The following is a 13,579-nucleotide window of genomic DNA, read 5'->3' on the forward strand; positions in this document are numbered from 1 at the left end:
CCTATCATCCCCGAGGCAATGGCGCTCCGGCGATCGCATCCGTCCCCCGCGTTTGGCGATCGGCAGAGGTGCCCAACAACAGGGGAATGACGACAATGAAGTTCATGCTGACCGATCGAAAACTGCATCCGCAGGCCGAGCCCGTCGCCGATGGCTTCAAGAAAGGCCAGATGAACCGGCGCGAATATCTCGCCACCATGGCTGCGCTCGGCGTCAGCGCTACCGGCGCGCTGGCGCTCGGCGGGCTTGCGCCGTCACCGGCCAGGGCCGACGAGCCGAAGCGCGGCGGCATCTTGCGTGTCGCCATGAACGTCAAGGGCTGGAAGGATCCGCGCACCTTCGACGGCGTCGAGATGTCCAACGTCGCCCGCCAGTGCAACGAATATTTGGTGCGCTGGAAGCGCGACTTCACCTTCGAGCCATGGCTGCTCGAGAGCTGGGAAACCAGCGACGACGCCCGCGTGCTGACGCTGCATGTCCGCAAGGGCATCACCTGGTCGAACGGCGACACCTTCAACGCCGACGACGTGATCCACAATCTGACGCGCTGGTGCGATGCGTCCGTCGCCGGCAATTCGGTCGCCGCGCGCATGGGCGCACTGGTCAACGCCGACACCAAGAAGGCCGTCGACGGCGGCATCGAACGCGTCGACGACGTCACCGTGCGGCTCAATTTGCCCAAGCCCGACATTTCACTGATTGCCGGCATGGCCGACTATCCGGCGCTGATCATGCACCGCAGCTATGAAGGCGACGGCGATCCGCTGAAGGCATTGGCGATCACCACCGGGCCTTGCGAACTCGTGGCATGGGATGCCGAGGTCGGCGCCGAAGTCCGCCGCAAAGATAAGCCATGGTGGAAGGGCGAGTTCTACCTCGACGGCATCAAATGGGTGGACTACGGCTCCGACCCCAATGCGATGCTGTCGGCCTTCGAATCGGGCGAGATCGATACCGACCACGAAACCGCCTCCGACACGGTTGCGCAGACCGACTCCATGGGCCTGAGCAATTCGGAAATCGCCACCGGCTCGACCATCGTCGCGCGGTTCAATATCGGCAATCCGCCCTATGACGACATCAAGGTGCGCCGCGCCGCCCAGCTCGCCGTCGACAACGCCGCCGTGCTGAAGATCGGCATGGACAACCGCGGCAAGCCTGCCGAGAACCATCATGTCGGGCCGATGCATCCCGAATATGCCGATATCGGCCCGGCCGTCCGCAACATTGATCAAGCCAAGGCCCTGCTCGCCGAGGCCGGCAAGGCCGACCACGAATACGAACTCATCTCGGTCGACGTCGACTGGCAGAAGAGCTCCGGCGACGCCATCGCTGCGCAGATGCGCGAGGCCGGGCTGAAGATCAAGCGCACCGTGCTGCCGGCCGCGACCTTCTGGAACGACTGGAGCAAATATCCTTTCTCCTGCACGGAATGGCTCGGCCGGCCGCTCGGCGTCCAGGTGCTGGCACTCGCTTATAAGTCTGGCGCCGCGTGGAACGAGACCGCCTACGCCGATCCGGAATTCGACAGTCTGCTCGACAAGGCGCTGGCGATGCCCGATCCCGGCGCCCGCAAGGAGCTCATGGCCAAGATCGAACAGAATCTGCGCGATTCCGGCGTCATCATCCAGCCCTACTGGCGCTCGGTCTACCGCACCTACCGCAAGGGCGTGCATGGCTGCGAGCAGCACCAATCGCTCGAGCAGCATTTCGAGAAGGTCTGGCTCGAGGCGTAGCCTTGCAGACGACCAATTGTCGGGGCCAGCGCCGCTCTTTCTTCCTGCTCCCCTTGTGGGAGAAGGTGGATTGGCGCGCAGCGCCAAGACGGTTGAGGGGTGCGGACGGAGTGCCGTCAGTATCAAGCTGGAACACCCCTCATCCGGCCGCTTCGCGTCCACCTTCTCCCACAAGGGGAGAAGGAAGAGCCACGCCAGGCCTTGAAATCTCCAGTCCAAGCCGCACGGTCTCCCGCACCAGCAGGTCCAGATCGTCGCGCCGGGTGCGGTGGTTGTTGATCGCCACCCTGAGGCTAGGCTGGCCATGCACCGTCGTGTCGGAAATGGCGGCGATGCCTTCTTCCTGCAGCCTCAGCATGATCTCGGTATTGAGCGCTTTCAGGCGCTCCCCGCCCAGCCCGTCCGCGCGGTAGCGAAAGCACACGATGTTGATGCTCACCGGCGCCGCCAGTGCGAGTGCCGGTTCGGCCTTGATCAGCGCGCCGAGATAATGCCCTTGCGCGATGTTCTGATCGATCATCCAGCTCCCAAAATCGCGCAAGCTGTGTGCGCTGCTCGCCTATCTGGCGCTGGCGCCGCATCCGGTCGGCCGCAGCCGCCTCTGCGAGCTTTTGTGGGATGTGCCGCCCCCACGGCGCCCCTGTTTGGCACTCCGCAGCGTTGAAATGTCGGGCAAAGGGGCGCGTTTCTTTCGGCCCTCGCAACGGTTGGCTGGGTTCGAAAAAAATACCACAATAGATCGCGATTAGGGGTGGGTTCGTCACGCCCTTTTTGTAGAGCTGGCGCAAAATTCACAACAACATAGAATATTGCTTGTACTAACTCGGCTTAATGAGAACAAACCTAAGGAAGCATTCCGGAATCTTGCTGCTGGTCACATTTCAGTATCTGCTAAGATAGCCCGTGCTGATTCCGAATTATTAAGCATTTGCAAAATTCAATCCTGCGATATTGGGATTTGTCCTTGTCATAGGCTGACTTGGATGCATTTCTTGGAAGCACAGCCGCGTCAGCGGATCGTTGAAACATGCTTGGGCGGACGGGGCACTAAGCATGGAGAGGAATATTGACACTCGCTAATGCGGCGGCCCCCGCTGGGAGCGTTCCCTCCCACGTAAGAGATTACGGCAACCGTCGGCTAAGTCGTCGAATGCATCGCCCGCAGCCTGGCTCTCGTTTGATGGCCGGCGAAGCTTTGCCCTCCTCCGATTGGCGCCAGCCTTCGCGGCAAAGGCGGGGATCGCCGCCTGCAATGGCCTTCCGATATGGACGATGTCCGCCGCCAGCCGGTCGGAGGAATGAATCGTGAAACTCGTAATCTGTGCGGCCTTGGTCACTGCTTTGATGGCGATCGTCGGTTGTACCACCGACGACTACGATGGTTGTCGCCGAAAGGGCTGCCTGGTTGATCGGTCCCATAAAGGGAGCCGGAAGATAGACGACCGGCCGCAGTTCGACAGGAACGGCAATCCCAACTTCGATACCAGGGGCCGTTACATCGGCTGCCATGGGCTCGGATGTAAAGTCGACGATCCTGATGACAGGGATAAAAGCATCGACGACAGGCCGCAGTACGACAAGGAAGGCAATCCGAACTTCGACACGCAAGGCAACTACCAAGGCTGCCGCGGCATCGGCTGCGAGGTCGATACACCGGACGATGACAATTCATCCGACGATGACGATTCCGATTAAGGGACTCGGGGGCGAACAAGGAGGAAGCCAATCATGTCTGAATTCAGCGGCCTGGTCCGGCGACATGCCAAAATCGTTATGGTCGGCCTTGCGGGGTTGGGAATGGCGCTGACGTCCGCTTTCGCTGCGAATAACGCCTGTGACGGTATAAAGGTCGAAGTGACGAAGGCGCGCAAGCAGGAATATGCCCCTCTCGTCGTCTCGGCGATGACCAATAAGTTCAAGCCCGCTCAGGCAAAGTTCTTCACGATCATGGAGAGCGGCAGCTGGAGCGCCGCCTACGTCTCCACGCCGGTGAGCGACGACGGCGTGATGTTCTTCCAGACAGTCGACGGAAAGAAGCAGTTTCGCGACGTGTGGGGCGGCTATGCCGAGCCGTCGGAAAAACCTGAACTGGTATCCTGGGCGAAGAAGCTCGGAGCGCCGCAAGACCTGGCAAAGTGTTTTGCCGAGGAAGTTACGGAACGACGGTGATGATCGCTGGAAATTGCCGCTGACCGTTGGTGCAGGGGGAGAATGATTGGTGAGCGCTCCGGGGCGCCGGGGCTCTGAGATCGACTCCAATCATCAGCTGCAGGATGTGCAAAATGCAAACCGTTCGAAAATCCAGACTGATAATGCAGCTCGCCCGTGCATTGGCAACTTCAGTGAAAATGACGGCTGTTGTGAGTGTAGCTGTCCCGCACACGATCAATGTTGCGTATGCCAGCAAATATGATCTGCCGAAACCCTATGTTTCCCGGGCTCTTAACGCGGTTCTGATACCGATCAATCACGCCTCTCGGCACCGCTACCAGATCCCGCCCAAGCTTCGCGGCGTGTATGTCCTGGCCGTTGCACCCCACGGTGTTGCCGCGCGGCAAGGCATCCGACCGGGTGACGTGCTTGCCACAGTGCGGCATCAACCGATTTCGACGCCGCGCGATGTCGATAGGTTCGTTTGGGCCGCCCTTGCCGCGAGTGCCACCAGTTTCCTGTTTGGCGTGAATCGCGGGACAGAAGTCGCAGATGTCGTCGAGGTCAACACCAACATCACCGTCAACAACTTCAACACCAACATCTCGGTCAACAATATCTCCCAATGGACGAGCGTCGACAATCGAGAGGAATGGACGCAGATCGTCGATGAGTATGACGAGGAGATGGAGACGGGCCTCAATGACACAAGCTATCGCGGGGACGACTCGCAGCCTGGGGACGCCAGTCAGGACGCAGAAACGTCTCCTCCCGATGCCGATGACAAAAGTTCCGATGATCAGGACGATCCGAGCGATCAGAACGACGACACTGACGACGATAGTACGGATAACGATGCGTCGGATGACAGCACTGACAACAATAGTTCCGACGATCAGGACGATTCGAGCGATCAGAATGACGATGCAGACCCAACGGACGGTGGTGATGGCGACAACAACACCGACACTGACGACAACAGCTCGGATGACGATGCGACGGATGACAGTACCGACGACGCTGCCGGATCGAACGACGACGATGCCAACTAGCAGCCGACCGGGCCGGCAGTTCTAAACAGAGGTCAACCGATGAAAACCGCGACGCTGACCATTGCCATGGTCCTGGCCATGCCGGCTTTCGTTTTTGCCCAGGACAAGTGCTACGACGCCGCCAAGGATCAGGCCGCCGCGAACGAGTGCGCCGATGCCGCGTCCAAGAAATCCGACAACAAGCTCAACGAGCTTTACAAGCAGATTGAAACCCGCGTGAAGGATGATGTGGATACCAAGACGCTTTTTGTTCAAGCACAGCGCGATTGGGTCAAATTTCGCGACGCGGAGTGCAGTTTCCAGACCGTGGGAGCGGCCGGAGGAAGTGTAATGCCAATGCTCGTCGCGCAGTGCATGGACAGCCTGACGCAATCCCGTGTCAAAGACTTCGAGGATTACCTGAAATGCCAGGAAGGCGATCCGAGCTGCCCCGTTCCGGCAGCGAACACATCACATGCCGCACCTGCGGTGGCCGAAGAGACCGTCCCTGTCCAGGCTGCCGGCCCGATACTTATTCCATTGCAACACGTCAGGGAATACGGAACCGACGGTGGTTATCACAAACTCGGGATCATGGTGGGCATCAATAGTGCCAAGCCTCGTCTGTTCGAATTCGACACCGGGTCGGATGAGTTCAACGCGGAGATCGATTCGAGCGTCCCTGGCGTAAAGCCGGTGCCCGGCAGCAAGCCCGCAATGTACGCCTATGGTGACGGCACCTATGGCGATTGGGTACAACAGGTACGGTTCGACAGCCTGTCTTTTTACGATCCGGATGATGCGTGGGAGCCTGTCGTAACCTTCGACGGCGGCTTTAGCGCTGCTCGGGTGGTGGATTACGTCTACACCAAGGGTTTCGGCGACCTCGAGGATGTGAAATTGATGCAGAAGCCCGTTGGTCAATACGGCGATACGCCAGTCTATGCGGATCTTAATGCGCGCGAGAGAATGCAGAAAGGCGAACCCGGTGGTTCGACGACGTTTTACGGCATCTTTGGAGCCGCCGATTTTATCTTTCCAGGAGACCAGACCAGTGCCCCCGGCGGTCAAACCCGAAGCGGCTATGTGGTCTCTGCCAATGCAAATCTTGGAAAAAGGAAGACGACACCGGGCTGCGGTCCGTGCCTGACGCTGAATTTGTCCCCCAGTCTGAGATCCCAGTTTACGGCCCTGACGCCGTGGGGCGAAGGGGATTTTCAGGCTTACCAGAGACGATTCCCGCGATCAGGCGCGAATGCATCCAATGAGTACGAAGGGTCTTACCGTTATACGATTTCTTTTGACCATAAGGGAAAGAAGCAATCGGTTGATTTCAGCGGACCCGTCTTATTGGATACAGGAACAGCGACATTTGTTCATATTACGAATGAAGATACTTTAAATAAGCTAAAGTCGAAAGGTTTTAAAATTGATAAATACAGTTCTGGCATAATAAACTTCAAGTTTTGTGGATTTGACGATAGTTTCAACAACAGGGAATACAGCGATGTCGTTATCGATCGCCAAAGCGATGAGGAGAGAGGCCATGGAATTTGGGTCGGCCTACCCTTCTTTCAGTCCAATTCCATGATGTATGATCTGGAGAACAAAACAACCGCCTATTCACCCTATTTTGTCAGCGCTGCCGACTTTACGACAGACGCGGCTGTCAAGGATCAAGTGCAGCTCAACCGAGTGAACGGCGAAATGGGCAGCGACGGATGGCTCGGATTGGCCGGGAACATCTTCGGCGCCGGCGACTTCACGATCGAGAAGGACGCGGACGTGCGCATGACCGGGGCCAATACCTACACGGGCACAACCCACATCGCGGCCGATGGCTATCTTACTCTGGCCGGGCCGGGCAGCATCGAGCATTCCTCGCGCGTCATAGTCGACGGTGTGCTCAACATCGATCAGAAAGGAAACCACCTGAAGCCCTGGGGAGTGGCGCACTCCCTGAACGATACGGCCATTCGCAACCTTGGCGGTAAAGGCGAGGTCTATCTGGGCGCGGGCAGACTGATCCTGACAGCAGCCGACGGGCAATTTGACGGAACCATCGCGGACTTTGATGACGCCGGCGACAGCGGCGGCCTCGTTGTTGCCGGTGGCAAGCTGACGCTGAGCGGCAAGAACAAATATTCGGGCATGACGGAAGTGGTGGCGGGAGCGGAGTTGCACGTGACCGGCTCTTTGACCGGTGACGTTTCCGTCTCGGGACTGCTTGTCGTTGACGGAGAGGTCTCCGGCGAAGTCATGGTCAAGGAGGGCGGCACGCTGACCGGCTCAGGAAAGGTCGGCAACGTCACGGTCGCCGAAGGTGGCAAAGCTGATCCAATGAAAACCAGATAATCGGGCCATGGGCCGATCGTGGCAATAACGGACAGCTGACGAGAACATAGGGCGGGGCTGAGCAACTTAAGAGCTTGACTGCAATCGGAAAGGGAAATCGATGAAAATAGCGATATTGACTGCTGCCGTGGTTCTGGCTGCGCCGACATTCGCCCTTGCCAAGGACAAGTGCGCCGATGCCAAGGATCAGGCCACCATGAATCAGTGCTTCGGTGCCGAGTTCCAGAAATCCGACAAGAAGCTCAATGAGCTTTACAAGCAGATCGAAGCCCGCCTGAAGGACGATGCGGATACCAAGAAGCTTCTTGTTCAGGCACAGCGGGATTGGGGCAAGTTTCGCGACGCGGAGTGCAGTTTTCAGACTGCTGGATCGGCCGGAGGAAGCGTAATACCGATGCTCATCGCGCAATGCATGGACGGCCTGACGCAATCCCGTGTCAAAGCCTTCGAGGGTTACCTGAATTGCAAGGAAGGCGATCTGAGTTGCCCCGTTCCGGCCGCGAACTGACACGTGCTGCAACTTATTTGATCATGATGAAGCCGGCGGCGAGCATGACGTCGCTGCCAGATATGAACAATGCGAGGGGCATCATCACTGCGTGGGGACTTGAAGGAGGTGGATTGTGAAACGCTGCGGATCATCGCTCGCAATGGCGATTGCGGCATCTGTGCTGCTGGCATCTGCCGTGCCGGCAACAGCCCAGGATGACATGGGCTTCGACGTCAACGTCACGCTGTCCAAGAAAGCAGCCGCCAAGCTCGCGGCTGAAAAGGAGGGAATCGTCGTCTTCGCCTCCTATTACGGCGACCCCAAGCCGAGCGCCGCGAAGCACGCCAACGAAGTCGGCCTGATCGATCTCACACCGCACGACGAAGAGGTGGAGATACCGGGCACAGGCGGCCACGCCCGCATCAGCGGCGCCAAGGTCGACGCAAAGCGTCTCGACTGGCTTGCCGGCCCTCCCGATGTCAACGTCAACGTTGCGTCGGCGCGCAAGAGCAGCTCGGTCAATCTGCTCGGCTGCGATTTCATCGACGGTCCACTCAGCAACGTCCAAAGGGCGCCCGTGACGCTTCATTGCGGATTGATCGAAGAACATGTGGACACGAAGTTGAAGCCATAAGGCTCGCAAAAGTCATGCGCGTCCCCGGCGCCAACGGATCGGCGGCACGACCTGACCTACTTCAGGGAGGAGATATTCATGCGCCCACTGTTCGCTATCTGTGTCTGCCTGGCTATCATGTCCTTGTCTGCAGCCGCCCATGCCGAGCGCCGTTGTGGCTGGTACTCCAGCCCGACCCCCGGCAACCTCGTCCTGACCGACAGTGACGGGGATTGGTGGATCCAGATGCAGGGACGCCCGGATCCCAAGGGCATCGACAATGTGCCGGCCTTTGACGAGCGGCAATTCGTCGAGACCAATGTGCCTGGTTCGGGTCACGGCTACGGATGTGCGTGCATGAACGTCGTAACCAACGCCAAGCAACAGAAGATCACCAGAGTGATCTCGGGCCAAATCCTTCCGCTGCTGCGCTGTCGCAACGACAGATCGCTGCCTAACCCGGACGGATAATTGTTGGATATCTTGTGGATACCATGGCTGACGGTAGGCAGCTTAGAGCATTGGATCAAGAAAAAGCCCGGCAAACCGGGCTTTTTCTTGGGTCTCTGAAACCGCATCAATCGGTTCGAAACGGGAATTTGGTGCCCAGAAGAGGACTCGCGCTTTACCGAGCCCTAGGTATTGATTTTATTAGGTTATTTCCTTCCCGATTACCCCCTATGTGTGACAGGCTGTGTGATAGTTGGCAAGTCGTTTTCTCATTCTGGAAGAGTCCAAGGGTTAGTTTCGCTCGATCCACTCGCCGCGTTCGTTGAAGTTCGCCACGAAAGGGGCAGCACTCGGGAGTCCAACCGCGTTCCATAGTGCATCCAGTGCTGGAGTCACGGCGCTCCGATATGATGCATCGTCGCCGAAGTCGGCAATGATCTGCATAGGCAGGACTAGGTTCGGCCTGTCGATCGGCTGTTGATTTTCCTCATCCCAAAAGTTGCCTATTCCCAGAAACGCGTTCGCCACCTCGATAAGCGATATGGATATGCCGAAGGGCGGTGGTACACCCAATGCCTGCAAAGCGCGCATGTATGACGGCAGTCGGGCATAGATTGGCTCTACAAACGCACGCGTCGGTACTCTTAAGACCTGTTGGTTGACCTGTTGTTGATGCAAGGAGATCACTCGTACTTTGGTTGCCTCGATCACGCCATTGCGGAAAACCTGAGTGTAGCCACGCGCCACTTCGGCCGTCCGCACCACCATGAAGCCTTCAAAGTTAATCCGAGAGCGACCGGTTGCGCCAAGCGGCTGGAGCAGATTCGCAACTTCTTGGGCAGCCGCAACATCGATCTGTGAGCCGCCGCTAAACGCTGCAAAGGGCAAGATGTGAATGATTAGCCGCCCCTCTGTTCCGTCTTCACGTGCAAGCGGAACAATCCCCTCGTTGTCGGCAATCCTTTGGATACGGTTACGAACATACTCACTCATCCGGTCATGCATGGCCGCTCCGTTTGCGAATGTTGCTCGTAGCTCTTCAACGCTGGCTTCATGGGCACCGGCTGACGACCGGAGATAGAAGCGATTGGAGTTCTGATACGAGACGCGATGGGGGGGATTCCAACTTTTGGGAATTCGAATGACGTAAACGAACCCGCCTGCGGCGATCGGCACAGCGCGCATTCGAATGCCAACGATGCGGGGTTCTATTCCAGTTCTGGCGATCTGCTCCAGCCGTTGAAGCGCGGCATCAGAATCGCCTGCAATCGGCGTTATTGCGATGGCCGCTCCTTGGTCTTCATCGATACCGATCACAAGATATCCGCCAGCGGAGTTAGCGAAAGACGACAGGTCCTTCAAAAATTCTTTTCGGTCGGCGTCCGAGTTTCCGTACATGTCTCGTTTGAATTCGAGGCTAAGCCCCTCGTGTTGGACGTCCGCAACAAGTTCCGCAACATCGATTTCGGCAACGTCTTCCAGCACAGGTTGGAATATCGACATAGGCCCTCCAAACTTCCCGACGCCGTCGCCTCCCCTAGTAGAGGAACTCCATGCGGGCTCCTAGGGGTGCGCAGCGCGTGCGAGATGTCCCGGGCAATGGGCGAAGGCTCCCCTGTGCCCCCGCGCGGACGAATGCAAGACTGACTGTTAAACTGGACCGCTTAGCAAGCCGCCCACGCGTGCTATCGCGGCGGCAACGTCTGGCCACACTCTAAATGCCGGCGCACACGCCATACGTAGGACTAGCCATGTCGCATAAACCACGTCTGGGCTCCAGAAGTCGCCCTCCCCCATTTTCCCATGCGCAAGCTCATTACGCACCGATGCGCCACCCCGGAAGTTGAAGAGAAGATCGACTTCTTGCAACATCGCAGCCGGGATCATTGTAAGCAGGGGATCGCGGTACTCTTCTAGCAGACGGCTCAGCATTGCCTCTTCCTGAGTGCCGTCAGGATTGATCCGGTTCGTCTCGATTCCCTTCAAGGCGAGCATATACCTTAACGAGTTCTCCAGTTGCGGGAGGACCAAGTGTGCAGCCTCGATGTCATCGCCTGCGAGGAACCGGAACGCGCCCTTGGCGAAGATCAGTTCATGGTCAGGCGGCACGAATGCGCTTGCCTGCATGATCGGCATAAACATGGCGAGGGAGACGTAATGCTCGTTCATGATCACACGGCGGATGGTGTTGATCTTACCAGCCACGGCCATTTGTCGTCGAAACTGTTCCTGCTGGTTGATCAGGAAGCGCACTTGATCCTCATCAGGAGGGCCAGCGAAGCTTAGGCCGGGAGCCTTGAACCGTGTCCGGCCTTGATGGTCGCTCAGCGTCATCGGCATCATAGCCGATATGCTGCCATAGCCGTTTTCGAGAACCTGCTTTCGGAGTGCGTCGGGCTCAGGCGAGCGTTCGCAAGTAAAGAGCGCCTTAAGCACATCTGGGAGCGGCTTCCGACTAACAGCCGTTTCGATCGCGCCGACAAGTTCGGTGATATCCTGCTCATGCGAGAAGCTCGACATCTCATCTCGGATGTTCGGTTGGATAGCGTTGAGACGATCCTGTAGCTCACGGCGGCGTTGCGCGGTGCCCGGTATCGGACGCAACGCTTCAATTGCGCTGTCGAGGAAACTGACCTGCACCATGGCAGACTCGGGACGCGCATCGGCGTTGCCGACATACGTCTCGGCCGCAGCGATCAAGCAACGGCTCTCGTTCTCGTTATCCTTCGCCCGATGGTATGCGCGGGCCGCGAGTTGCCATAGCTCACGCTGACAGAAATGATCCCCTGCAATCTTGTCGTGCGTTGCCAGATGTTCGGCGGCGTCGGCCACGGCCTTCGGCTCCCAGATGCCATTGTCGAGGTTGACGGGCGCGATATGGACAAATCCCCACGAGTCATTCGAGCCTGCCGCCATCTGGGAAACATCGGATATGACGTTGCGCAGTGGATCGAACTCGGCTCGATCCCAGCCCATGCGGCGCGCGATGATAGTTGCCCTTCTCAGAAGGTCGCATCCCGTGACGCATGCCGCGCTCTTTTTTTCAAAGGCGAACTCGGCTTCGCCGCGAAGGACCATCGCCACGCAATCGACGTAGGCGCCAACGGCGCGCATCCCAGCGTTGGCGTTCTTCGGCACCCGCAACCGGCAAACATCGCTCACACGGGCTCGCAGGGCCGGACTCGGGATATCAGGCGAGAACGCTGCCAACACCTCTATTTGCTCTGCGAGGAGATCGCCGGAAATGAGCGTACGCCGACCACTGAACGTCGCCATGGGCTGGAAAGGCTCGACGCGGTTCTCCGGCACGAAGTGGCATGAGGCGATACCGGAAAGGACCTGCAAGGCATCTGCGGCGGGATCACCTACCTCACGTGCAGCCGTCGCTGCTGCTGCAAGCCGAGTATGCGTCCCCTGAATATCGACCTCATTGGGATTATCTATCGACGCCGTCACCGACTTCAACCGGAAAATCTCGATAGGAACGACAAATGCTACGCCGGGAGCAGGTGCGCTCTGGGTGGGCTCTTGATCTTCGGCTTCGCTCGACTCGTCGGTTGACATAGTTGAACTCCATATCAGTCGGCCGAGCGCCGTGCGACTCCAAGCGGCCTAGCGGCCGGAACTGACGAGGCCTCCGAACATCGTCTTGAAGGCCACATTACAGTTTCTCATAATGGGATTGTCTGTCGTCATCGCAGGGAATGGGCTGGTCTGGCCGGGCATAAGCGGCTGATAGTCAACCATAGCCTCTGCGCTTTTCACGAATTCATCGTTGCTGGTGCGGAAAATCCCGATGACCATCAAGCTCTCGATCGGCTCGCTACTCCGGTTAGTTACTTCTCCGGTCACCTTCGCGAAGCCGTATTCATTTGTGCACTGCCAGGATTCGACCTTCAACTTAGGTAGTGACGCGATCCGAGCGGCTTCTTTGGCGGCAGCGTCAAGCTTCCTCTGATTAGCATCCTCAATTGCTTTCTGAGCAGCCTCCGTTCTTTTAGCCTCTGCGGCCGCTTGCACCTCTCCTGCCAAGCGAGCGTCGCGGACCTTAGGGTCTTCAAAGATTCTGCCGATGTTGCCAGCAGCCGACATGAACAGAAGGCCGACGAAGCCGTAGAATAAGTAATCCTTCCACGTCTTCGCGCGTTTAGCCTTAATATGGGCGGGCTCGACCGCCGTCCGCAACCTCAATCGCACATCGGCAATATCATTGCTGCGTTGATTTTTTGTGCCGAACGTTTGTGTGTCATCCTTTGCCATTTGCCCGCCTCTCAATTCCATGGTCGGACGATATATTCGCGGATTACATTCAAGATAACGTTTATCGGATCGCTAAATTCCCAGCGTCCCCGCGAATGCAAAGTGCCTCCGTATAGGGTGGGATGATATTGAATAATTGCATCGCCTCTCAGAATGAGAGCAGAATAAATTTAAAAACAACGCCTCTCAGAAAGCTTTGTATATTTCGATTGCAGCTTGAGAATGTTGGCAGCGTGTCTAACTCGAAGTGAGCCGTATCTTGACGAGCGCCCATTACTATGGTTGATGGTGGGTGCTTCTTGGTTTAGATCGTGCCGTCAGTCTTTCGGGACTGTCGGCACTAAACCACCAAGCAGTTAGCGTCCAGAGTTCGCGGGCCGGGGGTTCGCTTCGAAACGCAACCCGTCGCCGCGATCTAGACCGGAAGCAAAATCCAGATCGTCGGTTCAAAAGTGAAACCACCCGCTGCGCATGAGCGCCTCGGGGATGCAGA

Annotated in this window: 12 protein-coding genes; 8 read left to right on the plus strand and 4 right to left on the minus strand. The window is 57.8% G+C overall.

Translation table 11 applies throughout. The features are described from left to right. Window positions 1–95: 95 nt before the first annotated feature. On the plus strand, window positions 96–1,736 hold the full coding sequence (locus tag NKH41_RS12105; RefSeq protein WP_352770178.1) for an ABC transporter substrate-binding protein: 1,641 nt from the start codon (window positions 96–98) through the stop codon (window positions 1,734–1,736). A gap of 139 nt (window positions 1,737–1,875) precedes the next feature. Here the strand turns inward: NKH41_RS12105 and NKH41_RS12110 are convergent, their stop codons facing one another. Then, window positions 1,876–2,256: a hypothetical protein gene (locus NKH41_RS12110; protein ID WP_352473547.1), complete on the minus strand. Its 381-nt coding sequence runs from the start codon at window positions 2,254–2,256 to the stop codon at window positions 1,876–1,878. An 824-nt stretch (window positions 2,257–3,080) separates the two neighbouring features. Here NKH41_RS12110 and NKH41_RS12115 point away from each other — a divergent pair. The 7 genes from NKH41_RS12115 to NKH41_RS12145 all read left to right on the plus strand — a co-directional run bounded on the left by NKH41_RS12115 (window position 3,081) and on the right by NKH41_RS12145 (window position 8,847). After that, a complete protein-coding gene (locus tag NKH41_RS12115; RefSeq protein WP_352473548.1) occupies window positions 3,081–3,431 on the plus strand; it encodes a hypothetical protein in 351 nt (116 codons plus the stop codon). Between the two features lie 33 nt (window positions 3,432–3,464). After that, complete coding sequence (locus NKH41_RS12120) at window positions 3,465–3,905, plus strand: hypothetical protein (protein WP_352473549.1); 441 nt, start codon at window positions 3,465–3,467, stop codon at window positions 3,903–3,905. Between the two features lie 113 nt (window positions 3,906–4,018). Next, window positions 4,019–4,939 carry a Do family serine endopeptidase gene (locus NKH41_RS12125; protein ID WP_352770180.1) on the plus strand — a complete coding sequence of 307 codons (921 nt, stop codon included), beginning with the start codon at window positions 4,019–4,021 and terminating at the stop codon, window positions 4,937–4,939. Window positions 4,940–4,978: 39 nt separating this feature from the next. Then, entirely contained in the window at window positions 4,979–7,273 is a 2,295-nt protein-coding gene (locus NKH41_RS12130) for a lysozyme inhibitor LprI family protein (protein ID WP_352770182.1), read from the plus strand. Window positions 7,274–7,373: 100 nt separating this feature from the next. Continuing rightward, the gene (locus NKH41_RS12135) at window positions 7,374–7,781 is read left to right on the plus strand and encodes a lysozyme inhibitor LprI family protein (protein ID WP_352473552.1); all 408 of its coding nucleotides are present in this window, start codon (window positions 7,374–7,376) and stop codon (window positions 7,779–7,781) included. 115 nt (window positions 7,782–7,896) lie between these two features. Then, on the plus strand, window positions 7,897–8,397 hold the full coding sequence (locus tag NKH41_RS12140; RefSeq protein ID WP_352614725.1) for a hypothetical protein: 501 nt from the start codon (window positions 7,897–7,899) through the stop codon (window positions 8,395–8,397). A gap of 78 nt (window positions 8,398–8,475) precedes the next feature. After that, window positions 8,476–8,847 carry a DUF4087 domain-containing protein gene (locus NKH41_RS12145; RefSeq protein WP_352473554.1) on the plus strand — a complete coding sequence of 124 codons (372 nt, stop codon included), beginning with the start codon at window positions 8,476–8,478 and terminating at the stop codon, window positions 8,845–8,847. 270 nt (window positions 8,848–9,117) lie between these two features. Here NKH41_RS12145 and NKH41_RS12150 read toward each other — a convergent pair whose 3' ends face one another. The 3 genes from NKH41_RS12150 to NKH41_RS12160 all read right to left on the minus strand — a co-directional run bounded on the left by NKH41_RS12150 (window position 9,118) and on the right by NKH41_RS12160 (window position 13,086). Further along, complete coding sequence (locus NKH41_RS12150) at window positions 9,118–10,329, minus strand: AlbA family DNA-binding domain-containing protein (RefSeq protein ID WP_352932657.1); 1,212 nt, start codon at window positions 10,327–10,329, stop codon at window positions 9,118–9,120. Window positions 10,330–10,476: 147 nt separating this feature from the next. Further along, on the minus strand, window positions 10,477–12,390 hold the full coding sequence (locus tag NKH41_RS12155) for a DUF7380 domain-containing protein (RefSeq protein WP_352932660.1): 1,914 nt from the start codon (window positions 12,388–12,390) through the stop codon (window positions 10,477–10,479). Between the two features lie 48 nt (window positions 12,391–12,438). After that, on the minus strand, window positions 12,439–13,086 hold the full coding sequence (locus tag NKH41_RS12160; RefSeq protein WP_352932662.1) for an FxLYD domain-containing protein: 648 nt from the start codon (window positions 13,084–13,086) through the stop codon (window positions 12,439–12,441). Window positions 13,087–13,579: the final 493 nt, after the last annotated feature.

The organism is Mesorhizobium sp. M1169, from assembly GCF_040318345.1.
Taxonomy (GTDB): domain Bacteria; phylum Pseudomonadota; class Alphaproteobacteria; order Rhizobiales; family Rhizobiaceae; genus Mesorhizobium.

What these genes read in the sequence shown, in the direction of transcription:
- NKH41_RS12130 (WP_352770182.1), top strand. Translation starts at nt 4,979, where the DNA reads ATGAAAACCGCGACGCTGACCATTGCCATGGTCCTGGCCATGCCGGCT.
- NKH41_RS12160 (WP_352932662.1), bottom strand. Translation starts at nt 13,086, where the DNA reads ATGGCAAAGGATGACACACAAACGTTCGGCACAAAAAATCAACGCAGC.
- NKH41_RS12105 (WP_352770178.1), top strand. Translation starts at nt 96, where the DNA reads ATGAAGTTCATGCTGACCGATCGAAAACTGCATCCGCAGGCCGAGCCC.
- NKH41_RS12145 (WP_352473554.1), top strand. Translation starts at nt 8,476, where the DNA reads ATGCGCCCACTGTTCGCTATCTGTGTCTGCCTGGCTATCATGTCCTTG.
- NKH41_RS12135 (WP_352473552.1), top strand. Translation starts at nt 7,374, where the DNA reads ATGAAAATAGCGATATTGACTGCTGCCGTGGTTCTGGCTGCGCCGACA.
- NKH41_RS12115 (WP_352473548.1), top strand. Translation starts at nt 3,081, where the DNA reads ATGGCGATCGTCGGTTGTACCACCGACGACTACGATGGTTGTCGCCGA.
- NKH41_RS12155 (WP_352932660.1), bottom strand. Translation starts at nt 12,390, where the DNA reads ATGTCAACCGACGAGTCGAGCGAAGCCGAAGATCAAGAGCCCACCCAG.
- NKH41_RS12120 (WP_352473549.1), top strand. Translation starts at nt 3,465, where the DNA reads ATGTCTGAATTCAGCGGCCTGGTCCGGCGACATGCCAAAATCGTTATG.
- NKH41_RS12150 (WP_352932657.1), bottom strand. Translation starts at nt 10,329, where the DNA reads ATGTCGATATTCCAACCTGTGCTGGAAGACGTTGCCGAAATCGATGTT.
- NKH41_RS12125 (WP_352770180.1), top strand. Translation starts at nt 4,019, where the DNA reads ATGCAAACCGTTCGAAAATCCAGACTGATAATGCAGCTCGCCCGTGCA.
- NKH41_RS12110 (WP_352473547.1), bottom strand. Translation starts at nt 2,256, where the DNA reads ATGATCGATCAGAACATCGCGCAAGGGCATTATCTCGGCGCGCTGATC.